We start from the raw sequence: 26,681 nt of genomic DNA on the forward strand, positions 1-26,681 counted from the left end.
GGGCCTCGGCGGCCTGCTCGGCGGCCGCGGGCGGCCGTCCTCGACAGCGATGCGTTCCAGCAGCGCCGCCTTGCGCTCGGCCAGCCGGGCGCGGGCAGCCGGGTCCGGGGGTGTGAGCGTGTAGTAGTAGAGGTGGTTGAGTGCGTCGAGGACCTGCACGAGCTCCTCGGCCGTGGTCAGCGTGGGCAGGTGCGCGGTGACCGGATGGTCCGTCTCCCGGTGGGCCGGGATGTGTTCACGTACCCACTGGTCGAGCCGACGTCCGGCAGCGGTGGGCGCGTACGCGGCGTCGTGCAGGCGCCGGTTGCGTACCGGATGCTCGGGCGGGGCGGGATGGAACGGCTCCTGAAGGGCAACCTTCCACTCCTCGACGGCGGGCTTGTACCGCTCGTGGGCTGGTTGCTTCTTCACTTCGAGCTGCTCGCCGATGGCCTCCCAGCTGGTGCCCTTCTGCCGCTCGTAGACCACGGCGCGGGCCAGAACCTCCTGGGCCTGACGCACCAGGTCAAGCGCGTTGCCCACCACTTCGCCGGGGTGGGCCCACATGTCATGGGTCGTGGCGACGCCGGCGGAAGCACTGTCGGCCAGCTCGCGCAGCTCCGCAGAGAGGACGAGACGGGCCAGAGCCGTGCGGCTGTACGCGTAGCGCTCGCTGTCGGGATCGTGCTCAGCATCTGTCACGACGGTCGGGCCACACCTGACGAATCGAGTCGTGAGGTGCAACCTGACAAGGGCTTCGTTCGCTGTTGGTGGTGTGGGATCGCGCGTTTCCTTCGTGAGGCCGGACTCTCGGGGCTCACGCAGTACGAACCTTCCACTCCGGACGCCTCGGCTCCGGATCGCGCCGGAAATCGAGAGTGTTCCGGCGCCCGGACTGGCGCCTTCCGCGCCACCGACGCAGGTGTGCCGGCCGAGCAGGGCGCGGAGCTCGGCCAGCGCACACGGCATCTCGTACAGCTCGGCCAGTCGCCCCAGCCACGACGACAGGGATTCCAGCGGGCCGGGCTGTGGGTGCAGTGGCCAGCGCCGCAGCGGGCTCACGTCAGCTCGCGCTCGAACAGCCGGCGGCGTTGGGTCGGCCCGTCGTACGGGGCAAGAAGCAGGGTGCGCTGGTTGATGGCCTCCTCGCCGGACTCGATCGCCGAGACGGCGGCGTCAGTGAGCAGATGGGCCAGCTCTCCGATCGTGCCCTCGCTGCGGGTGAGCAGGTAACCGGCCATCTCGGCGGACGCGATCGGCGAGGGCCGGCGCAGCGGAAACGAGGCAGCGAAGCCGGCCAGCAGTGAGCAGGCGTCGGCGTCGGACTCCCAGCGGGGCAGCGTGAGCGGTGCGAACCGGTTCTCCAGCTGGTCGTCCGCCCGGATGGCCAGGTAGGCGTCCCGGGTGCCGACGCCGACCAGCGGAACCCGCAGCTCGTTACCGAGATAGCGCAGCAGGTTCAAGAATTCCCGGCGCTTGTCTCCGCTGCCGCCGAGGACGTTGTGCAGCTCGTCGATCACCAACATCCTCCTGTAGCCCGTCCCGCTCCAGGGCGGCGTACTCCGACACCGCGTCGGCGTACACCGCCCAGCCGGTGTCCTCGACCTGCCGGTCCGGGGCTGCGGTCATCCTCTGCTGGAACTCCCCTGGCAGGCGGGCGCCGGGTCAAGGACCGCGACGAGCGCCCGTTCAAGCTATGAGCAGGCGGAGGCCGAGATCTGCTGCGTCGAGGCCGGTCAGGTCGCTGTTGCGCTCGGCCCACCGGCCGGAGTCGAGGTCGTCGCCGAGGCTTCGTACCGCACGCTGTTCGGCCTCCGGTCCGACCCTCGTCCACACCGACATCGCACGGCGGACGTGGTCCTCCAGATAGGCCTCCGGTCGGCGCCAGTACGCCTCGAAGAGGCCGTCGGTGCAGTCCCACGGAATGGGCACCGGCTCAGCCTGGGCGCCGATCGCGTCGGCCATGCCGGCGAGCGAGGGGAATTCTGCGAGGACGGCGGCGAACTCGGGCAGGTAGTCGCGGGTGAGCCAGAACCGGTCCTGCCATCCGGGCTCGTCGGTGTCGAAGGTGAGCACCACCACGCGGCGGGCCACGCGCCGCATCTCGCGCAGTCCCGCTATCGGGTTCTCCCAGTGGTGAACGGTGGAGACGGCCATGGCGACGTCGAAGGAGTGGTCCTCGAACGGCAGGCTCTCCGCAGTGGCGGCCACGCAAGGCGCCGAGCCGGAGGGCCGCTGCCCCCGCATGACTGCCGAGGGCTCCACCGCGGTCACGTCGCGATCGGCAGGCTCGTAGGAGCCGGTGCCGGCCCCGACGTTCAGTACTGTCTGCGCGTCTCCGAGCGCGTCCCAGATCTGCGCGGCGATCCGCGGCTCGGTACGCCGTGTCGCGGTGTAGGCGCCGCCGATCGCGTCGTACAGCCGTGCACCGAGCATCTCCAGTTGCTCTTCTGGTGTCACCTTCAGTCCTCTCGCCCGTGCCTGAAGTTCCCTGTCGATGGCCGCCACCATGGCGTCGGCGCGATCGCGCCGCTCCAGCAGCAGGCCGCGCAGTCGGCGCAGGTGCGCGACCGCGTCGGTGGACGGGTCCCCGACCAGTTCTGCAACCTCCCGCAGCCCGAAGCCCAGCCGGCGATAGGCCAGCACCTCCCGCAGCCGCTCCACGTCGCCCGGCGAATAGGCCCGGTATCCGGCCGCGGTCCGCGCTGACGGACGCACGAGCCTGATCTCGTCGTAGTGATGCAGCGTGCGGATGCTCACGCCGGCCAGCTCGGCCACACGTCCCACGGTCCAATGATCCTCCACGGGAACGACTATGCGGCCTGACGTCACGTGAGGGTCAAGAGCCTCACTCGCGGCAGCAAGCGCAATGCGAACCAGTGGTCCGAGGCGACTCCCGCGCCCCAGAGCGATGGTCCGTGGGCCTCCGCCTCCTCACGGCTCCACTCGGACCGGGCGGAGGCCACGGTCGCACACCGCGTAACTGTCACAAACGACCCTTTCCCGGAGCAAGGTCAAGAACGGTCGGCGGGGGCGGTCCGAAGCGCCGATTCGCTGTCACAACTCGTTCTCACCCAAAAGTGGAACCAGGCATGTTCTGGGAATTGTTTGTGACGGCATGCGGGGGCATGACGAGCCCTCAAAGCGCACCCGTGTCCGAAGCGGACGACGTCGAGCGCCACCCCTGACCACGCTGTCACGCAGCGCAAGGTTCACCCTGCCGCTCGCGCTCCGGCGCGGTCGCCGGCACCTATCGTACTGGGCGCTTCACCAAGGTGCCCCGGCTCGCGAAACTCCTGCGCGTACCGACACCCGCCGACCGCGGCCCCGGCCGGCTCTGGCGGCCCGGCACCCCGACACCGGCGCCCGTCGACCCGGGCACCCCGAGCGCGGACATCCGCGTTGGGTACGCGAGGTGTTCCAGCCTCACCCAGGAACTCCAGTCACAGCTCGACGCGCTTGCCGGGCACGGCATCCCACGGGACAAGATCTTTGCCGAGAAGATGAGCACCGGGGTGCGGGTCCGCCCGCAGTTCGAGTACGACAACACGGCTTACTCGTAGCACCCCGGTGCCGTCGGCGAGGTCTGTTCGTGAGAGGTCCGCAGGCCGGCGGCGAAGGCCTTGACCTGGTTGCGGAAGTCGGGCCCGGCAGTGACGGGAGCGGACGTCAAGGCACAGGAGCTGCCCGCGCAGGTGGGCACGCTGGTCAGGGCGGCGCCCGGGTGTCCCGCAGCACCTTCAGGAGCGGACGGGGGTCGAACCGCTCCAGGAGGATGAAGGGATGGGCCAGCTTCCCGTGCGGGCGCATGGCCAGGCGCAGGCCGACGGTGCGGATGGCGAGCGGCAGTGCGTCGCAGAGCGCGACGATCTCGGCCGCCGCCTCGTCCGCCTCGTCCGTCCGCTGCCGGCCGACGATGCGGGCCCGGAGCTCGTGGGCCTGCTCCGTGGTGAAGCTGGGGACGCCTGGTCGGCTCCAGCAGTTGACCGCCACGCGGTGCCTACGCCAGCAGGCCGATAGCTCGTGGGGCCTCGTCGCGTCCCTGCGGTTTTCCGCAGGGACGCCGGGCGGGAACGCGCATACCGGCCGCGAGCTGCGGTTCCTAGGTTGGGGAGGGTCGTCCGGTGGGTCCGCCGGGGGACCTTCCCTGAGACTTGGAGGGCTCATGACGCCGTTCTCGACCACTCTCGCCCAGGAGCCCGCCGGCGGCATCGCCGGCTGGGCGGCCGGCCTCGTCGACACGCTCGGCGGGCCGGGCGCGGGCCTCGCCATCGCCCTGGAGAATCTGTTCCCGCCGCTGCCGAGCGAGGTGATCCTTCCGCTGACCGGCTTCGCCGCCGGCCAGGGCGTGCTGAGCCTCGCCTCCGCCCTGTTCTGGACGACGTTGGGTTCGGTGGTGGGCGCGCTGGCCCTGTACGGGATCGGGGCGCTCTTCGGCCGGGAGCGGATGCACGCGCTGTGGGCGCGGTTGCCGCTGGTGAAGGTCTCGGACCTGGAGCGGACCGAGGCGTGGTTCCGGCGGCACGGCGCGAAAGCGGTGCTCCTGGGCCGGATGGTGCCGATCTTCCGCAGCCTGATCTCGGTGCCGGCCGGGGTGGAGCGGATGCCGGTCCCTCTCTTCCTCCTGCTCACCACCGTGGGCAGCCTGGCCTGGAACAGCGTGCTGGTCCTCGCCGGCTACGCCCTCGGAGACCGTTGGGAACTGGTCGAGTCGTACGTGGGCGTGGCCTCCAAGGCCGTCGTCGTCCTGGTTCTCGCAGCCGGCGCGACCTGGCTGACGGTACGGCTCCGGGCTCGCGGGGCGGCCGCCCGCCACCGGCGTGCATAGGGTGGGGGCGTGAGCGGGGGCGAACGGGGCGGCGCGGGAACGCGGTCGGCGGTCCGGCGGACGGTGGGGGTGCTCGCCGGATGCCTGACGGCGCCGGCCGGCCTGCTGTACCTGCTGTTCGCCGGGGTGCCGCTCGGCGCCTTCCTGCTGTGGCCGCGAACGCGGCCGTATGCCCTCGGGGTCTTCGGCTCCGGCGCCCGGCGGCTCGTGGAGGTGGAGCGCAGGCGGCGGACCTGCTTCTTCGGCGACCGGTTCCCTGAGACGTACGGGGGAGAGGGCGTGGTCCGGTATTTGGCGGTCCGGTCCTGGTCGGGGCTCATGTGCGGGGTCGTCCTGGCGCTGCTCGGCTTTGGCCTGGTGCTTGCGGGGCTGCTGGCCGGCGGGGTGGTGCGCGGGACCATCGGGACCGCGGAGCTGCTGATGCAGCTGGTTCTCGGGGGCGTCCTGCTGTTCCTCGGTCTCCAGGGGCTGTTTGCGCTGACGGCGCTCGACGCCCGGCTGGCCCGGGAGTGCTTCGGGCCGTCGGAGCGGGAGCTGCTGCGGCGCCGGATCGACGAGCTCTCGGTCAGCCGGGCAGCCGTCGTGCGGGCGGTGGATGTGGAGCGGCGGCGGATCGAGCGGCATCTCCACGACGGGGTGCAGCAGCGGCTCGTGGCACTCGCGATGCTCATCGGGCGGGCACGCCGGAGCGGCGGGCGGGATCCGGAGCGGGCGGCGGAGCTGCTGGGCCAGGCGCACCGCGAGGCCCAGGAGGTGCTGGCCGAACTGCGCGAGGTGGCCTGGCGGGTGTATCCGTCGGCGCTGGACAGCCTCGGTCTGGAGGAGGCGCTCGGCGGGGTGGCGCAGCGGTGCGGGCTGCCGCTGCGGATCGCGTACGAGGTGGTGGGGCCGCTCCCACGCCCGGTGGTGACGGCCGCGTACTTCGTCGTCTCCGAGGCCGTCACCAACGCGGCCAAGCACTCTGCCGCCTCGGCCGTCTCGGTGCGGATCGAGGGGCCGCCCGGCGGCCCGCTCACCGTGCGGATCGAGGACGACGGTCGGGGTGGCGCGGATCCGGCGGGTAGCGGCCTGACCGGGCTGCGCGGACGGGTCTCCGCGCTCGACGGCGTCCTGCGGATCGACAGCCCCCTCGGGGGACCCACCACCATCGTCGCGGAGCTGCCGTGCGTGTGATCCTGGCCGAGGACTCGACCCTGCTGCGGGAGGGCCTGGCCCGACTCCTCGGGGAAGAGGGGCACGAGGTCGTCGGGGCGTTCGGCGACGCGGTGACGCTGGTCGCCGAGACGGAGATGCTCCGCCCCGACGTGGCCGTCGTGGACATCCGGATGCCGCCGACCCACACCGACGAGGGGCTACGGGCGGCTGTCGAGATCCGTGAACGGCTGCCCGGTACCGGCGTCCTGGTCCTTTCCCAGCATGTCGAGCGGAGCTACGCGGCCCGGCTGCTCGCGGCCGGCGCGGAGCGGGTCGGCTACCTGCTGAAGGATCGGGTGGCGCAGGTCGAGGAGTTCCTCGACGCGTTGGAGCGGATCCACGCGGGCGGTGCGGCGATCGACCTGGAGGTCGTACGGCAGTTGGTGGTGCGCAGCGCGCACGCCGATCCGCTGGCCCGGCTGACCCCGCGTGAGCGGGAGGTGCTCCAGGTGCTCGCGGAGGGGTGCACGAACACGGCCATCGCGCGGAGGCTGCACCTTTCGCTGAGCGCGGTGGAGAAGCACCTCAACGCGGTCTTCGACAAGCTGGAGCTGCGCGGGACCGAGGGCCACAGCCCCCGGATCCTCGCGGTGCTGCGGTATCTGGAGGCCTGAGGGTTGTCCCGTGTCGGTCCGGGGCGGCGGCAGGTCGGCGCGAGCGGGGCCGACCCTTCGCTCGGTGATCGGGCGCGCTCCGGGCGATCGGCCGGATCGTGCTGCGCGAGCCGGTCGCGGCCCGGTGCACCTGCGCGAGACTTTCGTGGCTCTGCGCGTCCTGACCCCCGCCGGCACCCGGGGTACCCGCGGGGGGCAGGACGCGCAACGTCGCATGCAGGGCGGACAGGTTGAAGGCGTGGCGGAGCGCCGGTCCGGTGGCGAAGCAGATACGAGTGGGCCAGGGCGACATCGTGGACCGTGCCCGATGACGCGGGGTGCCCCACCAGCAGACCCACCACGAGGAGGTGGAGGGCACACCCCCGCCCAGGCGATCGTCTTGGCTCTCCTCATCGGCGGCGTGCCCCCGTCTCGGGAGCAAGGCCGCGTAGCGCGACACGCACAGGCAGCGGGGCGGTCGTCATGAGGTCCACGCCGCGAGACCGACCGGCCCGCCGCCCGCGCGGCATTGGCCCTGGGACGTACGCCCACGGGCCAACCCGACCGCACGATTGCCTCCCACAGCCCCATGTCCGGACGGCGTCCTCCCGGCAGTGTGGGTGCCGTGATCGAAGTCAACGAACTCACCAAGCGCTACGGCCGCAAGACGGCTGTCGACCATCTGTCCTTCACCGTGCGGCCGGGTCAGGTCACCGGATTCCTCGGCCCCAACGGAGCCGGCAAGTCCACCACCCTGCGGATGATCCTCGGCCTGGATACTCCCACCACCGGCTCCGCCACGGTCAGCGGTGTCCCGTTCCACGCCCACCCGCGCGGACTGCGGCACGTGGGTGCCCTCCTCGACGCCGGACAGGTCCACGGCGGACGCAGCGCCGTCGCCCACCTGTCCGCCCTGGCGCGCAGCAACGGCATCCCGCGACGCCGGGTGGACGAGGTGCTCCAGGAAGTGGGGCTGGCCGAGGTGGCGAGCCGTCGCATCGGCGGATTCTCCCTCGGCATGAAGCAGCGGCTGGGGATCGCCGCCGCCCTGCTCGGCGACCCGCCTGTGCTCATGTTCGACGAGCCGATCAACGGCATGGACCCGGAGGGAGTGCTCTGGGTACGCCGGCTCTTCCGGCGTCTGGCCGCCGAGGGACGTACCGTCTTCCTCTCCAGCCACCTGATGTCGGAGATGGAGAACACCGCCGATCAACTGGTGGTCATCGGCCGCGGCCGCCTCATCGCCGCCGAGTCGCTACCAGACTTCGCGGCCCGCGGCACCCGTCGAAGCGTCGTGGTCGGGACACCACAGGCCGCCGAGCTGGCAGCGGTGCTGACCGCGGCGGGCGCCACGGTCGAATCGGAAGGCTCGGCGGGCGCCGAGAAACTCGCCGTGACCGGGCTCCCGGCGGACCGAATCGGAGCGCTCGCCTTCGAGAACCGGATCCGCGTCAACGAGCTGACCACCCACACCGCCTCACTGGAGGCGGCCTTCATGGAACTCACCGCCGACAGCGTCGAATACCAGGCAGGACAACCCCGATGACGACACTCGCCTCAGTCCGCCCGACCACCCCGGTCACCGAGCCACCCGCCCGTTTCCGCGACCTGCTCGCTTGCGAGTGGATCAAGATGCGGTCCCTGCGCTCCACACCGTGGACGATCGCACTCACCGTCCTCTTCGTCATCGGGTCCTCCGCCGTGGCCACGCTCGCGGACAACGCCGCCCGCTCCGGCCCCGCTGACTTCCTGCCCTACGACGCCTATCCGCCGGCGGGCTACTGGACGCTGATACTCGTTGCCAGCAGCATGGGCGCCCTCACCGTCGTGAGCGAGTACAGCAGCGGCCTGATCCGCACCACCACCGTGGCCGTCCCAGCCCGCGGCTCGGTGGTGCTGGCCAAAGCGGCCGTCACCGCCGCGCTGTGGACCGCGGTCGGCACGGTCATCTCCACCGGTTCCTTCCTGGTCTCCCAGGCCATCCTCAGCGGGCGGCACGCCGGGGTCCCGCTCACTCACCCCGGTGTGTTGCGGGCGCTGGTGGCATCCGCCCTGCTGGCCCCGGTCTGCGCGCTGATCGGTCTGGGCCTCGGCGTCCTTCTCCGGCACAGCGCTGCAACCATGGTCACCAGCATCTTCACGCTGCTCATGCTGCCGCCCATGTTCTCGGAGAGTGATCGTTGGTCGGCGGACATCAACCACGCGATGGTGTCGGCGGCCTGGAAGCGCCTGGTCCAGAGCTGGGAGCCCGATCCCGGATCCCTGGGATACACCGGCACGGTCACCGGCTCCTGGATCGTGTACGCGCTCTGGCCGCTGATCGCGATCGCACTCGCCGTGCTCGTCGTCAGGCGCCGCGACGTGTGAGCGTGCCTCCAGGACACAGGCGTACCGGCACGGGGCCTTCGAGGACGGCGGCGGCCATGCGGCTGGATCCTGGTCGGCCTTCTGCCGTTTCGACCGCGCGGTGACCGAGCCCTGGCTGGAAGCCTGACCGCGCGAGCCCTTGGACGGTGCCGCCCACTGACCGGGCATCGGCTGGAGTGCCTACGGGAATTGGCTGGCAGGTGCATGACGGGTTTGTGGGGTGCGGGGCTACCTTCTTAGAGCTCCGGAGACGCGGCAGTCCGAACTCGCGTGCCACAGGCGGTCGGTGGCGGCGTCTCCAATGCCCCGGCTCCGCCGAGGGGCCGGGTCCCCCCACGCATGAAGGAAGACGACCATGTCTCTGGGCACCTGGCTGAAAGTCGGCACCTCCACCGCCGCTCTGGTCCTCGCGGCGGCAACCGCCGCGACCGCGGCACCCGCGACCGTACCGGACGGCAGCGCAGCGGTAGTGACACTCCGTTATGACGACAGCAGGGCCGGTGGCTGGGAAGCGGCCATCGCGGCCGGGGTCGCTTCCTGGAACGCGAACGTCAGTAACGTACGGCTGGTGGAGGCCGCGCCCGGGGCCCGGGCCGAGATCGTCATCGTGGCCACCACCGGCTGGCCGCAAGCCACCCTCGGCCCGGTCCGTCCGGGGCGACAGGTCCGCGTCGAACTCGGCGCGCAGGCCGTGAGCCAGGGGTACGACAAGACGCGCATCGCTGCGCACGAGCTGGGTCACAGCCTGGGCCTCCCGGACACCAAGCCGGGGCCGTGCACCCAGCTGATGTCCGGGTCCAGCGCCGGGACGGCCTGCACCAACGCCGTGCCCAACGCGACGGAGCGGTCCCGCGTGCAGAACGCGTACGCGAACGGGCTCGCGGCAACGGTGCCGACCGACGGCCGGGTACTCATCGACGCCCCCTGACCGGCGGGTCGGCGGGTGGGCCGGCACGGGGCTTGGCTGGGACGGGACTCCCGGAGGGCGGCCGTGCCGGTCCACTGCCGCGCCTTCATGGGGAGGCGGGTCCTCCGGTCGGCTCGCGCCTGTGGCCGCTGCGAGCCGCTCGCATGCAGCACCTCGGGGGGAGCGACAGCACCCACACCGTCGCCCGCAACCTGAACCGGCTGACGGCCGACTCGTCCTGGCGGCAGACCACGGGCACCGCCCTGGTCTGCTGTCTCGTGGATGCGGCCCTCGCCTCCTTGACCACCCCTCTCGGCGGGGCGAGCACTTCCCGACCCTGGGTCTCCCCGGCCGCCGCCCGTTCCCGCGCGACCACCACCCCCGCCGCTACGTGGCTGGTAGCTCCCGGAGCCCGTGAGGCCACTACGGCGGCCGACGGGAGGCCGGGTCGCTTCGCCGGTGCTGGCCGTCGTCAGCACCGGCACGACCGGTGGAACGCGCCCCCGGGCGGATGGGAGAAGCGACGGTGGACCCGCGGCAGTCCTACGGCGGCCTCGCACTGGGCGCCGGGGGCTGAGCCGTCCCATCACCATCGGACGGGGCGGTCAGTGTTCGAGGTCGGCGCGCATGGCGGCGAAGAGGCGGGCGGCGTCGGCCGGGGTCGTGCGGGGGAAGAGCGCGACGGCGGCGGTGGTGGTGTCGGACCAACCGCAGATGACGTCGGTGGCGTTGGCGGACTCGGGCAGGCTGAGGCACTCGAGGGATCCGCCGAAGGGGCCGGGCTCGTACGGCTTCGCGGTGGTGGGGGTGCCGGTGGAACCGTTCTGCAGCGCGTAGTCGATCAGGCCGCGCCAAAGGTGCTCGCGACGCTTGTTCGGGTCCTCGGGAACGCTGTCGACGCCGACGAAAAGGATGCGGCGGCCGGAGGTCTGCCCCGCACGGTTGTAGTCAGCGACCACCAGGTGCATGCCGTCACGCATCTCGCCCGGGTCGACCGGGACGTCGGAGACCGCGCCGGCACCGGTGGCCTTGGTGAGCCCGCCGGCGGTGGCGGCCTCGGCCAGCGTGTGCTTGCCCGAACCGGCGGGCGAGGTGGAGGAGGCGGGCGCGGAGACAGTGGCGGAGGCGGCGGGAGGGGCTTCGGCTTCGGCTGCGGGGTCGCAGGCGGTCAGCGTCAGCGTGGTGGCGAGGGCGATCGTGGCGAGGAGGGTGCGGGGACCACGGATGGGCATGGCAGAGGCTCCCGAGGTGTGATGGTCGGCTGGGCTGCTGGGCCCGATGGCCGCACGCTAGTGGCCGACTGGGCGGGTGGGTGCCCCGAGCCCAATTCCCTTACAGCACCGGGACATGGTGGTGACGCAAGAGCCTGGTGATGACGGGCACGGTGGTTCGAGTGTTGCGGGACGCGGCCGGTAGGCACGGTACTGGGGGAGGGACGCCGTCACCGCGGCCGCTGCCAAGCCCCCGCGCCCGCCCCGGCGGTGACCGCCGCTCCCGCACTCGTGGTTGCGGCCGGCGCTGCGAGGGGCATGCTGGCCGAACGCATGAGCGCGGCCGGTGACAAGTGGGCCGCACACTCCGCCGAGTCCCCACTCCCGGGCCCGCTCCGGGTGCCCGCACCCGGCGCTCCTGCCGCAGCGCCGCGGATGTGGGAGGCCGTCGGTCCATCAGAAGACGGCTGAGATCCAGGATTGGCTGAAGAATCCGCCGCCCAGCCCCCTTCGAGATCGTTCCAGGTGTCGTCGGTACCGTTGGAAGGCCCACTTCAAGGAAACGCGGTGACAGGCCGGTCCTCGGAGAAGGCGAGCGCGTCTTATGCAGGCCCCGTCCACGATGTCCACGGCGTGAGCACTCGAATCAAGTACGACCCGAACCTCAACCCGCCCTTCGTCATCCTCACCTCGATGCCGGAACCATGGAGCGAATGATGCACGACCTCACCGCGGAAGGCTGGGCAGACGGACTCGGGCTGTACGAGGACCGCTGGGCCTTTGCGACTGTTGCTGCCCGCGATCACGCGGAGTGGTGGTTCGACGTTGCGGCGATCATGCGTGCTGAAACCGCTGATCCCCGAGGTTGGGCGTCACTCGATCCCTACGAGGAGGAGGTCGACCGCGAGGTCGAGACGTTCGCCTGGATCGAGCCCCCCACCCATCCGGCCGACGTGGCTCGGTTCCGGCACTCCGTCGATGAGCTGCCACGTTCCTCGGTCACATCGCTGATGGTCCTTCTTGCGATCGTCGGCATGGACGTGTCGAAGACATGGGATTTCGAAGAGCGGCAACCGGAGATGGAACGCCGTGCTCAGTTGCTGCTCTCTCGGTTTCCTGTCGGCACCCGTTTCTACTCCAACATCGGCTGGGACGGCGAGGCACCGAATTTTTACGAGCAGCCGGTCAACGCGACCAGTCCATTCAGCCGGAGCCGCTGGGATGCGGGGCTGCTCGCGGTCAACGACACCGAAGTCGCTCTGATCTGGACGTTCGAATCATTCTGACCTTCCCGACCCAACGGGGGACCCCGTGCTGACGCGAACCGCCACCTACCCCGACCGGGAAACCGCCCAATGGGCCACCCAGGAGGTCATCACCCGTAACGAGCAGGCCATCCACCGCTGGCTCGCCCAGGGGACCCACGCCGCCCGCTGGTCCAGCTCGCCGTAGCGGCGGTCGAAGTCGATGGGCTTCACGGACATCGGGTGTGGCCTCTACAGGTAGATCGGGACGGAAGGCCAGGCCGCTTCGAGGGTGATCCGGAGGCGGGTCGTCCAGTGAGGGTGGGTGCACAGGGTTCCGGATCGGGCGATCAGCTGGCGCCGCAGCGTGATCAGGTCCTCGGGGAAGCGGAACGGTGGTCTCACAGCACTAGTGAAACGTGCATTCGATTGCGTCTAGCGCCCGACGGTCACCCAATCGAGACGGCCGTCGGAGCACCAAGCCCCCAGAGCATTACGACAAAAGCTGCTTACGCGTCGGGGTGCTCCGGCAGGGCGAGCCAGTCCGACCAGGAGATCTCTCGGCCGAGGAAGCGCGGCTGCTCGAACGGCCAGTCGGCGGCTATCCACCGGGGCACCAGCTCGTCCAGGGCCTGCTCGACCTTGCTGTCCACCAGCTCGTCCACCACCCACCAGGAGATCTCGCCGTCCGCGCCGGCCCTCTCCGGTGGGTCGATGTAGACGCAGCCGAGCAGAGCTGTCTCCGCCGCGTCGAACAGGGCGTAGTTGAAAGACTGGTGTGCGGCGATCTCCTTCTCGTGCCGCAACAGGTCGGCTTGGTCGGCCTCGTAGGTCATGGTGGCTGCCGGCCAGCCCCAGGCTGGGCCGAATATGGTCCACAGCCGCTCGCGCGAACCCATCACGGCCGGATAGTCGAGCGCGGTGTCCGCCTCCCGGATCGGCCGCAGGTGATGACCACTGCCCGGCAGCGGTACAAGGACGGGATGGACGAAGTCGTCGGGGAGCCAGCTCATAGCGCCCGACCGTAGCAGCGCGCGGCCGTCCGCTCCCCTGGATTTTCCCCGTATACCGCCAGGCCCGGCTCTCATGCCGGGCAGTGCCCGCGATCACCCGATCGAGACTCCCGATCGATCGACAGACTCCATGACCGGTATGGCAACGGCTCCTTGGACGGTGTCTTGAGCGGCGATCGATCGTTGCTTCGGCACGGACATCGTTGAGCGGCCGGTGGCGGACGGCCTGTAGGCGATCTTTCAGGACTTGGCGCTGGAGTCGTCGGTACGCGCTCAAGGCGGAGGCCGGCGGCGGTGCGATGACCGCGCGCCCCTGGCCGCGATCATCTTCGTGGCGAACTCGGGCCGTACTTGGCGGCAGTTACCGCCCGTCTTCGGTGCCTCCTGGCGGACGGTGCACCGGCGTTTCACGGACCGGTCAACGGCGCGGGTGTGGGCCAAACTGCACCGCGGCGTCCTTGAGCGACTGGGTGTGTACGGCGAGCTGGACTGGGCGCGCTGCGCGATCGACTTGGTCAGTATCCGGGAGGTCGAAGGGGGCCGTTGACTGGACCGAATCCGACCGATCGCGGCAAGCTCGGATCGAAGATTCACGTCATCTGTCACCACAACGGGCTGCCGCTCTCGGTGGGCATCTCCGGCGCTAACCTTCACGACAGTCAGGCGCTGATCGCACTGATGCGCGGCATCCTGCCGATCCGCTCCCGCCATGGACCCCGGCGCTGTCGTGTTGGAGGGGACGCGGCCGCCGCCAAGCCCCCGCGCCCGCTCAGGCCGCCCCGCCCGCACCCGGCGCTCCTGCTGCTGCGCCGGGTGCGGGACAGACACCGTCGATCCGCGCTCTGTGCCCGCGAGCACGGACGCGCAGCGCTCCTGGGGCCCCCTCGAACTCGGCGACCGGGCCCGCGGCCTGGACTGGTTGAGGGTGCACCCTGCCGGAGCGGGACGCGGGTCTGTTGGTCGGCTCATGTCTGCGGCTCGTGCCGGCCGCCCGTATGCAGAACATCAGCGAGAAGGACAGGACACAGCGTTGCCCGGTACCTGAACCGCACGACGGCCGACACTTTTTGGAAGCGGGACACGGGCGTGGCCCTGGCGGGCCGGCTCGTGGACGCCACCCTCCGCGCCCTGACCACGCCGCTGACCACACGGCCCGCGCCCGCGTCCGACTGTGGGTCTCCCAGGTTGCGGCCCGCTTCGGCTCCACCACCACCCCGGCTGGCTCCCGGGCAGACGTCATCGCAGTGGTCGCGGCTTCGGCGCGGCCGCGGGGAGTCAATGCCGGCAGGACGGCCGAACGCGGAGCAGTTCGGTCCGTAGTACGGGTGTGCCGTCGACCGGTGCCGGGTCCTCGGCGGTCGGCTCGATTCCTCCGGCGGCGGTTTTGTCGAGTGTTGCCAGGCCGTCGGGGCCGACCGTGCCGAACACCGTGTAGTTCGGGCGTAGTGCGGAGTCGCCGTAGACGACGAAGAACTGTGAGCCGTTCGTGTCCGGACCGGCGTTGGCCATCGCCAGCAGGCCGCGCCCGTACAGGCGGCGCGCCCCGGTCGGATCGGTCGGCGCGGGTGGCAGATCCACCGGCAGCTCGTCCTTGTACTTGTACCCGGGCCCTCCCTCACCGGTACCGGTCGGGTCGCCGCACTGCAGGACCTTCAGCGTCGGATACGCCGTCAGACGGTGGCACACCGTCCGGTCGTAGAACCCATGCCGTGCCAGGTGGAGGAAACTCTGGACCGTGCACGGCGCCTTGGCCTGGTCCAGACGCAGCGGGAGCGGACCCTGGCTGGTCGGAACGGCCATGTCAACCATGCCACGGCTGGGGGTGCGCCGCGGGTCGGGCGGCAGCGGAACATGACGCGCGGGCGGCTCGTCCGGTGTCTGTGTGTATTGGCAAGGGCCGTGCGTGGTGCGTGGCGGAGCGCCGTCGGAAGCGGTGGCGGCGCTTCCTCCGGACACGACTAACGTCACGGCCGCGAATGCGCTGATCAGTGCTCGGTTCATCTTGTGCGCCCTCCTGATGATCGCCAGGTTTTGGAGCGGTCGCAGTCTAGGGCGTGGTGTGGTCGGCGGGAATGGTCCACGGTAGGCGGCCGGCGAGGGACCAGGACCGCGGCGGGTCGGACGTGGTGGCGGGCGCCGGGCAGCGCCCCGGCGGCCTGGTCCTCGACGGATAGCTCGTCGTCGAGGACACCGCGGCCGGCAGGCTGTCGTTTCAGGGCGAGTGTTGAGGAGCCGGCCGCACAGCCCTGGCGATGGCCTCGCCTGTGCCGACGTCCAAGGGTTCGGGGTTGATTGTGGTTCTGGTCCGTCCCGTCCGGCCTGTGCGCGGGGAAGTCCTCCCTGGCCTCGGCGGGAACCGCCCTGGCCGGCTCCTGACGGTGACCACGGCCGTCGAGCGAGACCGCGATGACCGTGCGGATACTGGGCGTGGCTGCTGCTGGAGCCGGACCGGTCCTTGTCGAGCAGCAGCACGAGGGACATTGACGACACGGGCCATGACGGGCTGTGGCCGGATGGCTGGAAGGCGACGGTGCGGACGTGCGCGGCCCGGTCCAGGGGCGCCACCCCCGGAGAGTCGTCACGTCGGCATCTTCCACCAGAAAGTTGGAAGATGCCGAGGCTTCACTCTCGAGCGTCGAAACCGTGCGCCCTCCCTCACAGTCTCCGGGGGCCGACTCCGTCCTCGGCGAGCGCGTCGCCTGGGTTCAGCAGAGCGCAGGCCTTCATCGAGAGGCATCCACAGCCGATGCATCCGGTGAGCTCGGCCTCGAGCCGCTCGATGGTCTGCCGACGCTCCTCCAGTCGACGCTTCCAGCCACGCGAGGCGAGCTGCCACTCCTGGTGACTCGGCGGGCGGTCGAGCGGCACATCAGCGAACGCCTCCCGGAGGTCCTGCAACGGGATGCCGATCCGTTTCGCCACCGAGATCAATGCGATCCGGCGCAGCATGTGCCGCGGGTAGCGGCGCTGGTTGCGGTTGTCGCGTTCGGACGCGATCAGGCCGAGCTCTTCGTAGAACCGCAGTGCAGAGACAGCCGCTCCGGTCCGCGCGCTCACGTCACCGATGCTCAGCCAGTCGTCCGGCGTGGCCCGTTCGGCTTCGGAACGGTCGCTGCTCATACAGGGCGCCTCCTCTTGACCTCAAGTCTACTTGAGCCCCTACGGTCGGCCGCGTTGAGCCGGAACGGCAAGCAGGAACGATCTGGAGAGGATGGCAGTTCGATGACGTTTGTGATCGCTTTGCCCTGTGTGGACGTCAAGGACAAGGCATGCATCGATGAGTGCCCTGTCGATTGCATCTACGAGGGTGATCGGATGCTCTACATCCACCCGGACGAGTGCATCGACTGCGGCGCATGTGAGCCGGCGTGCCCCGTTGAAGCGATCTTCTTCGAAGACGACACCCCGCAGGAATGGCGGCACTTCAATACCGTGAACGCCGAGTTCTTCTCCGACCTCGGCTCCCCCGGCAGCAGCGCCAAGCTCGGTCCGATCGGCAGGGACCATCCGATCGTGGCGGCGCTGCCGCCTCAAGAAGCCGATTGAGTCCGAGAGTTGTCACCTCAGCGCCTCCTACCGGCATGTTCGAAGAGGGTGAGGTTTCCTTGAACGGCTCGGCCGAAGTGTCGCCGGTCAGAACTGGCCTGGCGGTTTATCGGGTGGCGTGACTGCCGCTTCGGGCTGGTTATGTTTCAGAAATCTGGGCTTCGAGCCGGGAGATTCGCCGATCTGGGAAGCGTGTGCGGCGGCTCGTCCGCCGTGCGGTGGTGCGTCAAGGGTGCCATTCACTGAGCCTCCGCCAACTTGAAGTCGCAGGTCAAAGGGCTGGTGTGATTGGTCTTCCGGGTACTCGTGCTGGTCAGGGGCGGTTGTCTGTTGTGTAGATCGTTTACCAGCGGTCGGCTGTCGGTTCTTGAGGTACGTCTCGTGATGTCGAACCCTCGGCGGATTCGTGCAGGTCCAAACGGGTGAGGGTGAAACCTTCCTGCAGGCGGAGACGCAGCCGGGGCGGTTCCGGGCAGGGAAAGGGGTGCTGACAGCACGTCCTCCCTTTCAGCGAAGGATCAGCCCATGCGCTTGCGCAACACCGTGGCCGCCGCCCTCGGCGCCCTCCTGCTCTCCGCGGCCCTGCCGACCTCGCCCGCTGCGGCCGCCACCGGCGACTTCGTGTACACCTACGTCGGCCTCAACGGCCTGAGCCTGCGAGGGGAGCTCAACGCCCCGAACAGCGGCGAGTGCATCAACATCCCCGAGACGGTCGGCTCGGCCCTGCCCGCCTTCGCCCCGCGCAACTACACGACATCCACCGCCACCGTCTTCCTCGAAGCGGACTGCGACGGCGACACCTTCTACGCGATGTCCCCCGGCCAGAGGCTCGGCGACCGCCTGCGCCTGCGCTCCGTCGTCTTCAGCTGACACCCACCCCACCCCGCGACAAGGCCGGGCCCCTTCCATGAACGGGCCCGGCCCCACGAGAGATACATGCCTCGCCACGGGGGCGTACCGGCGCCGCGAACACGCCACCTGAGCGGGATCTGGACGGGGCGGCGGATGGCCCTGGACCCGCGCCCCGGACAGCTCCGCGCGCCGGATCCCGCCGCCCCACCCGAGGAACCCGCACTCGCCGCCGGACTGCACGGTACCCAGTGCAAGGGCATCGACGAGACCGTGGACTACGCGGCGGCAAGGCCGAGCGCCTGCGCTATGGCTCCTTTCCCAGCCCTGGAGCGGCGAGCACTCCAGTTCCTGCCCGCCGGGGCCGGACAGCCCTCTACGATCCGGTGCATGCTGGATCCCGAGCTGCTGGAACGGATCACCGCGCGGCGTGCGGAACTGGACGAACTCGAAGAACAGCTGGCCACTCAGCTGGCGGAAGTGCGCGCCGAACGGGACGAACTCGCCGTCGCCGAAAGCGTTCTTGAGCGGATAGCCGGGCAGCTCGCCGAGGAACGCGCCTCCGCCAGGCCGATGCCGGGGCAGGTGGGCGGCCAGGCGGTGATGCTGATCCCGCACCGCGAGCCGGGCCAGGAGGAGGACACGCTGCCGCGGGACTACCAGCGCATCATCATCGCCGTGCAGCAGGCCGCCAGACCGGTCATGGCCCGCGAGGTCGGCGAGGCAGTGGGGGTGGACGTCAGCGTGAAGTCCAAGCTGGAACCGCTGCGCGGCAAGCTGCTCAGACTCGTCGACCGCGGCTGGCTCCGCAAACTGCCCGACGGCCGGTTCACCACCCGCCTGTGACCAGCAGCATCGCCACTCGGAGCGGTCCGGCACGGGCGATACCCGGTTGCCCCCGGAGGCCGTTGGAATTGCGTGACGAATACCAAAGAGCGCGCCGAGGACAACCTCCCGCTTGTCTACCAGTGCCGTCTGCCGCTGTCCGCGCGCACCGTCAACCACCTCGCCGACCTGATACGGCGCCATCTGAAGACGATTCGCTCCAGGTGGCGGATCCTGCCGCCCGGGAAGATCGCGGTAATCGTCCTGGCCGTACTGCGTCACGACCAGCGCCTGGCCGACATGGCCGGCGGAAACGGCGTGTCCGAGTCCACCGTCCGCCGCTGGCACGACGAGCTGACCGGACTGCTCGCCGCCCAGGCCCCGCGCCTGGACCGTGTCCTGAAGAAGGTCGACAAGCAGGGCGGGGAGCTGGTCCTGATCGACGGCACCCTCATCCGCACCCAGCGCCGCACAGGCAGCGCCGACCGACGGAACTACTCCGGCAAACACCGAACTCACGGCCTGCACTTCCTCGCCCTGACCGACGAGTACGGGCGCCTGATCTGGATATCCGCCGCCCGGCCCGGCCGCACCCACGACAACACCGCCGCCCGCCACGACCACATCCTGCCCCACCTGCGCGCCGCCGGCCTCGGGGCCCTGGCCGACCTCGGCTTCCGCGGCCTGGACAACGACATCCTCGACCCCGTGATCGTCACCGGCTACGCCGCCAGCCGCACCCACAAACTCACCCCAGGCGAGAAAGAAGCCAACTGCGTCCTCGCAGTCGGACGCGCGCCGGTAGAGCACGGCTTCGCCCACCTCAAGAACTGGCGGATCCTCACCAAGCTCCGCACCGACCCCGCCCGCGCCACCCAGCTCCTGCGAGCCCTGCTCGTCCTGACGAACCTCGAAGTCAACCGCTGACGGATGATCTTCGCTGTGGACTTTCCCCGACGACCAGCATGAGCGCCCCGAGGACCGGTCACACCAGCCCTTTGACCTGCAACTTCAAGTTGGCGGAGGCTCACTGCAGGGGTGTGCCGGGCGTTGTCTAACCGTGCACGTCGGGCCGGCTGCCGCGTGCCGACCGTCTGCCCCCGCTCCCGTCCCTCTCCCACTCCTTGTTCCGGTTCTTGTTCCGGCGGGGTGGGGTGTGCTCGGCGGGGTCGTGGTGGTGGGGTTGGGTTCAGGGTGTTTGGTCGGGGTCGCAGGTGGCTCGGCGTAGTCCGATGGTGCGGAGGGCTCGCATGAGGCCTTCTTCGTCGCCGGCGCGGACGTGGTGGACGGCTCCGTCGGTGGTGATGCCGGCGAGGTCGTCGGGGGGCGTGTCCGTTCTGGTGCGGAGTACGACTCCGCTGGGTGGGTCCAGGGCTCGTACGCCGTGGAAGACATCGAGTGCGGTCGGGTCCTCGCGCAGGTTTCCGGGGAGTGTGAGGATGGTGATGTCGGGGAGCAGGACGCGGGCGTGGGCCAGGGCGATGTCGGGTGTGTGGGCATGGGAGATGACCCGGAAGTGGGGGTTGCGTTGGATCCGCGACCGCAGCAGTTCCAGTTCCGCGCCTTCCAGCACGCCGACCAGCAGGACTGTCATCACAGTTCCTCATCCTCCGTCGTCGTGGTGGGTGCGTCGAGCGGGGCGCGGCAGGGCGGTGGCGGGCGTGCCGTCGGCTCCGGGTCCGGCGGGGCGGATCCTCACGCCGGAGTGCGGTCGTGGTGGTGCGTCGGGCGTGGCGTGGCGGGTGCACCGTCGGCCCCGGGCCGGGTGGGGTGGATCCTCGCGCAGGACCCGGGTGGCGCGGCGGGTGCACCTTCGCCCGGTCGGGTGGGGCGGATCCGCGTGTGGTGCTGTGTCGGGTACGGGTCGCCTCGGGGCGCGCTGCGTCGTGTGCGGGCCGTGTCGCGTCGTGCCGGGTGGGAGGGGGCGTGGCGTCGGTCTAGGCTGCAGGTCCACTGTGCGGGAGGAGTGGCGGATGGCCGGTACGAGGTTGTTGGATCTGGGGCCGCAGGCGCGGGTGGTGGCGGGTCTGGTGGTCGCGGTTCCCGATGCCCGGCTCGCCGATCCGACCCCTTGTCCGGCTTATACGGTCGGTGATCTGTTGAGTCACCTCGCAGGTTTGTGTGTCGCTTTCCGTGATGCGGCGCGTAAGGATCTGGGTGCGACCACGGACACAGCCCCCGGTCCGGTGGTGCCCGTGTTGTCCGCCGGTTGGCGGGAGGAGCTGCCGGGGGTGTTGGGTGAGTTGGCCGGGGCGTGGCGGGATCCGGCCGCCTGGACGGGTGTGACCCGTGCGGGTGGTGTGGATCTGCCGGGTGCTGTCGCCGGTGCGGTGGCGGCGGACGAGTTGGTGGTGCACGGGTGGGATCTGGCCCGGGCCACCGGCCTGGACTACGTGCCCGATCCGGCCGCGTTGCGGGCCTCGTACGCGTTCCTGTCGGCGGCCGCGGCGGAGGGGGACCGGGGCGGGGGCATCTTCGGTCCCGTCGTGCCCGTATCGGAGGACGCCCCGCTGCTGGACCGGGTCGTGGGTCTGAGCGGGCGCGATCCGCTCTGAACGCCGCCGGCCCCGTGACGGGGGGCCGGGCCTCTTTTCTGGCATGTCGCTGTGGGGGCCGGCCGTTTCGGGTGGTGCTGTCGGCGTGGGTGTGTATCCGGGTATCCGGGTCTTGACGTTCACGGGGTCGCGCATCCGGGCGGGGGGAGGGCGGGAGTCGGGGCCGGTGGTGGGAGTGGTCCGCCCGGCATCGGGCCCGCAGGCGAATTCCCGGTGCGGGGGTTGGGTGCGGTTGATGCGGTTGCCTTCGAGTCGCGGGGTTCGTTGCCCCGCGTGTGACGGGGCGGGGAGGGGGGTGGGTGGGGATCGGGATCCTGGCGAAGGTGTGTGCCGAGGCGGGGTGTGAGGCAGGCGGCCGTGTCCTTGCGGCCTGACGCGGCGCGGACTGCCCGCGGGCGGTCGGGAGGTCCGGCCGGTGGCCGGTGCTCAGGACCGGTGCCGGACGCGAACGTCCAAACGTTCACCACCCATCGGTGTCTTCGCCGACTCCGTCCGCCAAGACGTCCACGCCGCTATCGCCGGCCTCACCCTCCCCTGCAGCTCCGGCATCGTCGAATGACACGTCGACGCAATCGCGACGATCAAGCGTCAGACGTGTGGCCGAGCCTCGTTCACCCTGCTCAGGGCCTGCATCCTTCTTGGGGCACAGTCGTCGCCGAACGGTGCCGGCAACCGGCGTGATCCCCCGCTTCGATCATGTGGTCGGCGCGGGGAGGGGAAGATGACGGACATGAACGTCGAACAGGCTGTCACCGAGATCGGGAACACCGAAGAGATGCCCGGCCTGCACATGGCCTGGCGCGGGCCCCGCCTGGGGTTCTCGGTTGCCCGGTCCGGCCGGTGGTTCCCGCCGGTGGTTCCCGCCTGTGGTTCCTGTCCGTGGTTCCCGGGTCCTTGGCGCTTGGCTCGGCCTGTGGCCTTCGGGTGGGGGTCCCGGTTCCTCGCCTTCTGGTCCTTTCGTCCTGGTTTTGTGTGGTTGTGGGGTGGTCGGGGTTGGTGGTCGGTCGTTTCGAGGGTGGTCGGTGGTTTCGTGGTGGGTCGGGGTGGTGACGTCGGGTGAGTTTTGGGGTGTTGGGGGGTGAGGCGTCCCATAGGGCGTGGGTCACATACGAATCGGGTTAGTGGTCGGGGTGGGTGCCTGTGTGGGGCGGGTGGAGGGGTTGTGAGCTGCGGGGTTCGGGTTCGGGTCGGGGTGGGTGGTGGGGGTGGTGACTGCGAGGGTTGTTAGTAGGTGGGGTCGTTGCCGGGAGGGTGGGGCGTCTGTAGAACTGGATGTGTCGCCAGGCGGCACGGGTGTTCGACCCGCCGCCGACGAACCCCTCTCCACCGTGTGAGTGGCTCACGCATGTCTTCGACGTGCCTGCGACCGCCCCTGTTCCCTGTGGAAGGTTTTTCTCCGTGTCCAACACCGTCGTCCGCCGTATCGCCGCTTCGAAGAAGGCCCTCGCGGGCACCGTCGTCGCCCTGGGTGTCGCCGGTTCCATGCTCGCCACGGTTCCCGCCCAGGCGGCCCCGACGAGCGCCAAGGCGATCGCGCAGCAGATGATCAAGGACCCGGCCCAGTTCGCCGCGTTCGACAAGATCATTTCGCATGAGAGCGGCTGGGACCACACCGCGACGAACCCGTCGTCCGGCGCGTACGGTCTGGCCCAGGCCCTGCCGGCGTCGAAGATGGCTTCCGCCGGTGCGGACTGGAAGACCAACCCCGCCACCCAGATCAAGTGGGGCCTGGACTACATGAACGACCGCTACGGCAGCCCGGTCGGCGCCTGGAACTTCTGGTCCGCCAACCACTGGTACTGAGCCGCCGGCAGGTAGCACGCATGCACGCGCCCGGTCCGGGTTCCCGGTCGGGCGTTCTTGCGTGTCCGGGCCCGTGGTGAGTGGGGCCCGGACTGCACGGACGACCGTTACGGCAGCCCGGTCGGCGCCCGGAACTTCTGGCCTGCCGACCACTGGTACTGAGCCGGCAGGCAGGTAGCACGCATGCACGCGCCCGGTCCGGGTTCCCGGTCGGGCGTTCTTGCGTGTCCGGGCCCGTGGTGAGTGGGGCCCGGACTGCACGGACGACCGTTACGGCAGCCCGGTCGGCGCCCGGAACTTCTGGCCCGCCGACCACTCACTGGTACCGAGCCGCCGGCCAGACCCACGTACGCATGCACACTGAGGCTGATCCTTTGGAGTGGACACCCTGACAATGGATCTTGATGGTCCAGGGAGGGATGTCCAGGTGGGACGCAGGTCTCCGTATCCGGAGGAGTTCAGGAAGGACGCGGTCGCGCTCTACCGTGCCGCCGCCGGGAAGAGGACCTACGCGGCGGGGGCCGCGGATCTCGGCATCACCGCGGAGTCGCTGCGGACGTGGGTGCGCAAGGACGAGGCCCAGGCCGTGCCCGGACGCCGTGACACGGGTGGCGAGGCGGAGGAGCTGGCCCGACTGCGGGCGGAGAACGCCCGGCTGCTGAAGGCCGAGAAAGAGTGGCACCTCGAGCGCGAGATCCTTCGCCGGGCGGCCGCGTATTTCGCGCGGGAGGTGAAGTGAGCCCTCGCCGCTGGGACTTCATCTCCGACAACCGCGCCGGCTTCGGCGTCAAGCGGATCTGCCGGGTGCTCGGGGTGTCCCGCGCCGGCTTCTACCGCCATCTGGCCACCGGGCAGGCCCGCGCCGAGCGCCAGGCAGAGGAGAAGCGGACCGTGGCCGAGATCCGCGCCGTCCACGCCGAGCACGATGGCGCCTATGGTGCCCCGCGCGTCCATGCCGAGCTGCGGGCGAGAGGACGGCGGATCAACCGCAAACGCGTGACCCGGCTGATGCGGGTCAACCACATCGTCGGCCGGCACCTGCGGAAGAAGAAGCGGACGACGATCGCGGACAAGGCCGCGCCGCCCGTGCCGGACCTGGTGATGCGCGACTTCACAGCCGACACCCTCAACACCAGGTGGTGCGGCGACATCACCTACATAGCCGTCGGCACGACCTGGCTCTATCTCGCCACGGTGATCGACATCTGCTCGAGGCGCGTGGTGGGCTGGTCAATCGCCGATCACATGCGGACCTCGCTGGTCACCGACGCGATCGAGATGGCCGTGGCTGCCCGCTGCGGCCGGGTGGACGGCGTCGTCTTCCACACCGACAGGGGTGCCCAGTACAACGCGGCCGCCTTCGCCGACGTCTGCCGCCGGCACGGCATCCGCCGCAGCATGGGCCGGATCGGCTCGAGCTACGACAATGCCCTGGCCGAGTCGTTCTTCCAGGGCCTCAAACGAGAACTGCTTCACGGAAGACGCTGGACCTCGAAGGCGCAGACACGGCTTGAGGTGTTCCGCTGGCTGTCGTACTACAACAGGCGCCGTCGGCATTCCGCTCTCGGATACCTCACACCAGCCGAGTTCGAACAACAACTGATCACGTCACGTACGCTGTCACTCGCCGCATGAAACCCGGTGTCCACTCCCCGGGATCAACCTCACTCGAACTGCGGCACCGCCAGCGCGCGAGAGCCGAAGACCGCATCCGGGCCGCGCGAGCCACCGGCCTGCGCAACCTCCCCCTCCACGACACAGCGCAGAACCAGATCTGGCTGGAGATCGTTCAGATCGCCCTCGACCTGCTCGCCTGGATGCCGATGCTGCCCTCACCGGCACCGCCCGGTGCTGGGAACCCAGACGCCTGCGGCTGTTCTCCACCGCCGCCCAGCTCGTCACCACCAGCCGGCGCCGCATCCTCCGCCTCTCCCGGCACTGGCCCTGGACTGACGTGATCAACGATGCCCTGGCACGACTCCAAGTCCTCCCGAACCCAGGCTGACCAGCACCTTCCCGTCCCTGCGAGCAGCCCCACACCACCGGAGCCGTGGAACCCGGCGCCCACCCGACGCGACAGCCGGGCCATCCGCCTGCCCGCAATCAAGCCCGGACACCGAAACGGTCCGCCAGCGAAACCGACGGACCGTCACGAAAGATCGAGGCTAGTCCGATGCGAGGACGGTCTTTTCCCGAAGAAGGCGCACACTGTCCATGAGGGATTTCACGCGGGTTTCGTCAACCGGATTTCCGGCGATCCCGTCGACCTTGAAGTAGCTGCCGACAATGAACCCGTCGGCCTCTTCGTAAATCTCCGGCAAGTTCTCGGGCGTAACACCGCTGCCTACCAGGATCATGCTCCTGCTCGCCTGGCGAGCGGTCACCAAGTCTCCAGACTTCGTCTGGATTCCGGTGAGCTCACCCGACACGATAATTCCATCAGAGCGCTTCGAAAGATCCCGTACTTCGGTCGCCAAGTCTTGATAGGCGAACGGCTGAGAGTGCTTCACTCGAGCATCGGCGAGAATCGCTACATCGCTCTGGAGTGTGCGTCGAAGCCGAAGGGTCTCGTGGCTATTTCCGACGACGACACCCTGCTCGGAGAGAACTGCACCGACGTGGACGTTCACGCGGATGAACGAAGCGCCAGTAGCTGCAGCGATGGCGAGTGCCGCCGTTGCATCGTTCCTCAGCACTGCCACGCCTACAGGAACGTCAGCCATTCGTACGACTTCCCGAGTGACACCGGCAATCGTGGCCACCGTCTCGGGGGGAACAGTCCCTGGATAGAAGGGCTGATCCCTGAAGTTTTCAACGATTAGGGCGTCAACTCCGTGCCGCAAAAACACCTCGGCCTCTCGGAGCGCCGTCTGGTAGATGTTTTCCACGTCGCCGTCGTAGAGTGGCGAACCAGGAGTCGGCCGAAGGTGCACGCAGGCGATTACGGCCTTGTCAGGCAGCGTGAGCATTACGACACGTCCTGGATCTCACCCAGGACTCCGAGTGCAGCCTGCCGGCGGTCAGCCGCGTTGAGAATAGTGCGCCCGACGACCAGCAGGGACGAGCCATCGGCAATCGCCTCAGCGTGAGTGCCTATCCTCTTGTGGTCGTGGCCACTGACGCCGGGCGAGCGGGCACCAGGCGTGACAAAGAAGAAGTCTTCGGGAAGGTCAGACCGAATCGCCTTGATCTCCGTCGGAGAGCAGACGATCCCGTCCAGCCCTGCCTCTGCAGCGAGCAGGGCCCTCCGGCGGACCTCGTTCTCGATCGATCCGGAAATGTTCAGGTCGCCGTTGAGTTCTTCCTGATCAACGCTGGTGAGGAGGGTCACGCCAACCAGCTTCGGCCGCTGGACTCCGAGCTCCTGAGCTGCCTTGTCAGCCGCATCCACAGCCGCCCGCATCATCGCCAGGCCCCCAGCAGTGTGGAGTGTGACCAGATGAGCGCCCAGGTGGGTGACTGATTTCCCATACCCTGCCAGGGTGTTCGGGATGTCGTGCAGCTTGAGGTCCATAAAGACCTTGACGTCCCGGTCGAGAATCTCCCGGACCAGCTCGGGACCATGGAGCGTGAAGGCAGAATTCAGCTTGAAGTACCCAACCAGGTCCTTGAGCTCATCCACGATCCGGAGGATCTCTGCTCGATCTGAGAGATCGAGGGCCAGACAGAGTCGTTCCCGAGCCGTAGGGTTGCCAGCAGTCTCAATAGAGGACATTGTCTACTCTACTCCTGTGATTTCTTCTGCAGTTGATTTAGATCGACCCAAG

General features: G+C 69.6%; 25 protein-coding genes and 4 pseudogenes. 18 read left to right on the top strand and 11 right to left on the bottom strand.

The features are described 5' to 3' along the window. Nucleotides 1–1,037: 1,037 nt before the first annotated feature. Together OG624_RS40360 and OG624_RS40365 are read right to left on the bottom strand one after the other, a co-directional pair. On the bottom strand, nucleotides 1,038–1,499 hold the full coding sequence (locus tag OG624_RS40360) for a TniB family NTP-binding protein (RefSeq protein ID WP_442759688.1): 462 nt from the start codon (nucleotides 1,497–1,499) through the stop codon (nucleotides 1,038–1,040). A 169-nt stretch (nucleotides 1,500–1,668) separates the two neighbouring features. Beyond that, entirely contained in the window at nucleotides 1,669–2,766 is a 1,098-nt protein-coding gene (locus OG624_RS40365; RefSeq protein ID WP_371640686.1) for a MerR family transcriptional regulator, read from the bottom strand. A 413-nt stretch (nucleotides 2,767–3,179) separates the two neighbouring features. Between OG624_RS40365 and OG624_RS40370 the strand changes: the two are divergent. Continuing rightward, nucleotides 3,180–3,542 (top strand): annotated as a pseudogene (locus OG624_RS40370) (recombinase family protein); the annotation flags it as partial. A gap of 145 nt (nucleotides 3,543–3,687) precedes the next feature. On the opposite strand, the gene OG624_RS40375 reads toward OG624_RS40370, so the two are convergent. Continuing rightward, on the bottom strand, nucleotides 3,688–3,972 hold the full coding sequence (locus OG624_RS40375; RefSeq protein WP_371640688.1) for a hypothetical protein: 285 nt from the start codon (nucleotides 3,970–3,972) through the stop codon (nucleotides 3,688–3,690). 172 nt (nucleotides 3,973–4,144) lie between these two features. Here OG624_RS40375 and OG624_RS40380 point away from each other — a divergent pair, with 172 nt between their 5' ends. From OG624_RS40380 to OG624_RS40405, 6 genes are all read left to right on the top strand, one after another. Next, a complete protein-coding gene (locus OG624_RS40380; RefSeq protein ID WP_371640689.1) occupies nucleotides 4,145–4,807 on the top strand; it encodes a DedA family protein in 663 nt (220 codons plus the stop codon). A 9-nt stretch (nucleotides 4,808–4,816) separates the two neighbouring features. Next, nucleotides 4,817–5,980 (top strand): sensor histidine kinase, encoded by a 1,164-nt coding sequence (locus OG624_RS40385; protein WP_371640690.1) that lies wholly within the window; start codon nucleotides 4,817–4,819, stop codon nucleotides 5,978–5,980. Then, nucleotides 5,971–6,615, top strand: coding sequence for a response regulator transcription factor (locus OG624_RS40390; protein ID WP_371640691.1), 645 nt, complete (start codon nucleotides 5,971–5,973; stop codon nucleotides 6,613–6,615). Before OG624_RS40385 ends, OG624_RS40390 begins: the two co-directional genes overlap by 10 nt. A gap of 604 nt (nucleotides 6,616–7,219) precedes the next feature. Further along, the gene (locus OG624_RS40395; RefSeq protein WP_371640692.1) at nucleotides 7,220–8,140 is read left to right on the top strand and encodes an ABC transporter ATP-binding protein; all 921 of its coding nucleotides are present in this window, start codon (nucleotides 7,220–7,222) and stop codon (nucleotides 8,138–8,140) included. After that, a complete protein-coding gene (locus OG624_RS40400) occupies nucleotides 8,137–8,961 on the top strand; it encodes an ABC transporter permease (protein ID WP_371640693.1) in 825 nt (274 codons plus the stop codon). The genes OG624_RS40395 and OG624_RS40400 overlap by 4 nt, the downstream gene beginning before the upstream one ends. Before the next feature lie 355 nt (nucleotides 8,962–9,316). Continuing rightward, nucleotides 9,317–9,889 carry a snapalysin family zinc-dependent metalloprotease gene (locus OG624_RS40405; protein WP_371640694.1) on the top strand — a complete coding sequence of 191 codons (573 nt, stop codon included), beginning with the start codon at nucleotides 9,317–9,319 and terminating at the stop codon, nucleotides 9,887–9,889. A 584-nt stretch (nucleotides 9,890–10,473) separates the two neighbouring features. On the opposite strand, the gene OG624_RS40410 is transcribed toward OG624_RS40405, so the two are convergent. Then, on the bottom strand, nucleotides 10,474–11,100 hold the full coding sequence (locus OG624_RS40410; protein WP_266360548.1) for a hypothetical protein: 627 nt from the start codon (nucleotides 11,098–11,100) through the stop codon (nucleotides 10,474–10,476). Between the two features lie 692 nt (nucleotides 11,101–11,792). Between OG624_RS40410 and OG624_RS40415 the strand changes: the two genes are divergently transcribed. Continuing rightward, nucleotides 11,793–12,365, top strand: coding sequence for a hypothetical protein (locus OG624_RS40415; RefSeq protein WP_371640695.1), 573 nt, complete (start codon nucleotides 11,793–11,795; stop codon nucleotides 12,363–12,365). A 25-nt stretch (nucleotides 12,366–12,390) separates the two neighbouring features. Then, nucleotides 12,391–12,522, top strand: a pseudogene (locus tag OG624_RS40420) (RNase A-like domain-containing protein); the annotation flags it as partial. A 53-nt stretch (nucleotides 12,523–12,575) separates the two neighbouring features. On the opposite strand, the gene OG624_RS40425 reads toward OG624_RS40420, so the two are convergent. Beyond that, the gene (locus OG624_RS40425; protein ID WP_371640696.1) at nucleotides 12,576–12,728 is read right to left on the bottom strand and encodes a hypothetical protein; all 153 of its coding nucleotides are present in this window, start codon (nucleotides 12,726–12,728) and stop codon (nucleotides 12,576–12,578) included. 104 nt (nucleotides 12,729–12,832) lie between these two features. Continuing rightward, nucleotides 12,833–13,336 (bottom strand): N-acetyltransferase, encoded by a 504-nt coding sequence (locus OG624_RS40430; RefSeq protein WP_371640697.1) that lies wholly within the window; start codon nucleotides 13,334–13,336, stop codon nucleotides 12,833–12,835. Between the two features lie 235 nt (nucleotides 13,337–13,571). On the opposite strand from OG624_RS40430, the pseudogene OG624_RS40435 reads away from it, so the two are divergent. Then, a pseudogene (locus OG624_RS40435) lies at nucleotides 13,572–14,071 on the top strand (transposase); the annotation flags it as partial. A 540-nt stretch (nucleotides 14,072–14,611) separates the two neighbouring features. On the opposite strand, the gene OG624_RS40440 reads toward OG624_RS40435, so the two are convergent. Both OG624_RS40440 and soxR read right to left on the bottom strand, forming a co-directional pair. Further along, nucleotides 14,612–15,136 carry a peptidylprolyl isomerase gene (locus OG624_RS40440; RefSeq protein ID WP_237403592.1) on the bottom strand — a complete coding sequence of 175 codons (525 nt, stop codon included), beginning with the start codon at nucleotides 15,134–15,136 and terminating at the stop codon, nucleotides 14,612–14,614. 855 nt (nucleotides 15,137–15,991) lie between these two features. Beyond that, entirely contained in the window at nucleotides 15,992–16,456 is a 465-nt protein-coding gene (gene soxR / locus OG624_RS40445) for a redox-sensitive transcriptional activator SoxR (protein ID WP_371640698.1), read from the bottom strand. 102 nt (nucleotides 16,457–16,558) lie between these two features. On the opposite strand from soxR, the gene fdxA reads away from it, so the two are divergent. The 4 genes from fdxA to OG624_RS40465 all read left to right on the top strand — a co-directional run bounded on the left by fdxA (nucleotide 16,559) and on the right by OG624_RS40465 (nucleotide 19,483). After that, nucleotides 16,559–16,882: a ferredoxin gene (gene fdxA, locus OG624_RS40450; protein ID WP_371640700.1), complete on the top strand. Its 324-nt coding sequence runs from the start codon at nucleotides 16,559–16,561 to the stop codon at nucleotides 16,880–16,882. A 525-nt stretch (nucleotides 16,883–17,407) separates the two neighbouring features. Then, a complete protein-coding gene (locus tag OG624_RS40455; protein WP_371640701.1) occupies nucleotides 17,408–17,752 on the top strand; it encodes a hypothetical protein in 345 nt (114 codons plus the stop codon). A 369-nt stretch (nucleotides 17,753–18,121) separates the two neighbouring features. Beyond that, the gene (locus OG624_RS40460; RefSeq protein ID WP_371640702.1) at nucleotides 18,122–18,577 is read left to right on the top strand and encodes a hypothetical protein; all 456 of its coding nucleotides are present in this window, start codon (nucleotides 18,122–18,124) and stop codon (nucleotides 18,575–18,577) included. A 72-nt stretch (nucleotides 18,578–18,649) separates the two neighbouring features. Continuing rightward, nucleotides 18,650–19,483 carry a transposase family protein gene (locus OG624_RS40465; RefSeq protein ID WP_371640703.1) on the top strand — a complete coding sequence of 278 codons (834 nt, stop codon included), beginning with the start codon at nucleotides 18,650–18,652 and terminating at the stop codon, nucleotides 19,481–19,483. Nucleotides 19,484–19,745: 262 nt separating this feature from the next. On the opposite strand, the gene OG624_RS40470 is transcribed toward OG624_RS40465, so the two are convergent. Beyond that, the gene (locus tag OG624_RS40470) at nucleotides 19,746–20,150 is read right to left on the bottom strand and encodes a hypothetical protein (RefSeq protein ID WP_371640705.1); all 405 of its coding nucleotides are present in this window, start codon (nucleotides 20,148–20,150) and stop codon (nucleotides 19,746–19,748) included. A 379-nt stretch (nucleotides 20,151–20,529) separates the two neighbouring features. On the opposite strand from OG624_RS40470, the gene OG624_RS40475 reads away from it, so the two are divergent. From OG624_RS40475 to OG624_RS40490, 4 genes and pseudogenes are all read left to right on the top strand, one after another. Beyond that, on the top strand, nucleotides 20,530–21,111 hold the full coding sequence (locus OG624_RS40475) for a TIGR03086 family metal-binding protein (RefSeq protein WP_371640706.1): 582 nt from the start codon (nucleotides 20,530–20,532) through the stop codon (nucleotides 21,109–21,111). Between the two features lie 1,398 nt (nucleotides 21,112–22,509). Next, nucleotides 22,510–22,914 carry a transglycosylase SLT domain-containing protein gene (locus OG624_RS40480; RefSeq protein WP_371640707.1) on the top strand — a complete coding sequence of 135 codons (405 nt, stop codon included), beginning with the start codon at nucleotides 22,510–22,512 and terminating at the stop codon, nucleotides 22,912–22,914. Between the two features lie 427 nt (nucleotides 22,915–23,341). Continuing rightward, a protein-coding gene (locus tag OG624_RS40485) for an IS3 family transposase (protein ID WP_371640708.1) occupies nucleotides 23,342–24,549 on the top strand; the annotation gives its coding sequence in 2 pieces (ribosomal slippage) (nucleotides 23,342–23,588 and nucleotides 23,588–24,549; 1,209 coding nt in all). Between the two features lie 32 nt (nucleotides 24,550–24,581). After that, nucleotides 24,582–24,919: pseudogene (locus tag OG624_RS40490) on the top strand (transposase); the annotation flags it as partial. Nucleotides 24,920–25,079: 160 nt separating this feature from the next. On the opposite strand, the gene OG624_RS40495 reads toward OG624_RS40490, so the two are convergent. Then, on the bottom strand, nucleotides 25,080–25,883 hold the full coding sequence (locus tag OG624_RS40495) for a BtpA/SgcQ family protein (RefSeq protein WP_371640710.1): 804 nt from the start codon (nucleotides 25,881–25,883) through the stop codon (nucleotides 25,080–25,082). Further along, complete coding sequence (gene pyrF / locus OG624_RS40500; protein WP_371640711.1) at nucleotides 25,883–26,629, bottom strand: orotidine-5'-phosphate decarboxylase; 747 nt, start codon at nucleotides 26,627–26,629, stop codon at nucleotides 25,883–25,885. The genes OG624_RS40495 and pyrF overlap by 1 nt, the downstream gene beginning before the upstream one ends. Nucleotides 26,630–26,681 lie beyond the last annotated feature (52 nt).

Source organism: Streptomyces virginiae (genome assembly GCF_041432505.1).
Taxonomy (GTDB): domain Bacteria; phylum Actinomycetota; class Actinomycetes; order Streptomycetales; family Streptomycetaceae; genus Streptomyces; species Streptomyces virginiae_A.

Coding starts and splice junctions, on each gene's coding strand:
- OG624_RS40410 (WP_266360548.1), bottom strand. CDS start 11,100: ATGCCCATCCGTGGTCCCCGCACCCTCCTCGCCACGATCGCCCTCGCC.
- soxR (WP_371640698.1), bottom strand. CDS start 16,456: ATGAGCAGCGACCGTTCCGAAGCCGAACGGGCCACGCCGGACGACTGG.
- OG624_RS40495 (WP_371640710.1), bottom strand. CDS start 25,883: ATGCTCACGCTGCCTGACAAGGCCGTAATCGCCTGCGTGCACCTTCGG.
- fdxA (WP_371640700.1), top strand. CDS start 16,559: ATGACGTTTGTGATCGCTTTGCCCTGTGTGGACGTCAAGGACAAGGCA.
- OG624_RS40430 (WP_371640697.1), bottom strand. CDS start 13,336: ATGAGCTGGCTCCCCGACGACTTCGTCCATCCCGTCCTTGTACCGCTG.
- OG624_RS40400 (WP_371640693.1), top strand. CDS start 8,137: ATGACGACACTCGCCTCAGTCCGCCCGACCACCCCGGTCACCGAGCCA.
- OG624_RS40415 (WP_371640695.1), top strand. CDS start 11,793: ATGATGCACGACCTCACCGCGGAAGGCTGGGCAGACGGACTCGGGCTG.
- pyrF (WP_371640711.1), bottom strand. CDS start 26,629: ATGTCCTCTATTGAGACTGCTGGCAACCCTACGGCTCGGGAACGACTC.
- OG624_RS40460 (WP_371640702.1), top strand. CDS start 18,122: ATGCTGGATCCCGAGCTGCTGGAACGGATCACCGCGCGGCGTGCGGAA.
- OG624_RS40380 (WP_371640689.1), top strand. CDS start 4,145: ATGACGCCGTTCTCGACCACTCTCGCCCAGGAGCCCGCCGGCGGCATC.
- OG624_RS40475 (WP_371640706.1), top strand. CDS start 20,530: ATGGCCGGTACGAGGTTGTTGGATCTGGGGCCGCAGGCGCGGGTGGTG.
- OG624_RS40470 (WP_371640705.1), bottom strand. CDS start 20,150: ATGACAGTCCTGCTGGTCGGCGTGCTGGAAGGCGCGGAACTGGAACTG.
- OG624_RS40440 (WP_237403592.1), bottom strand. CDS start 15,136: ATGGCCGTTCCGACCAGCCAGGGTCCGCTCCCGCTGCGTCTGGACCAG.
- OG624_RS40455 (WP_371640701.1), top strand. CDS start 17,408: ATGCGCTTGCGCAACACCGTGGCCGCCGCCCTCGGCGCCCTCCTGCTC.
- OG624_RS40405 (WP_371640694.1), top strand. CDS start 9,317: ATGTCTCTGGGCACCTGGCTGAAAGTCGGCACCTCCACCGCCGCTCTG.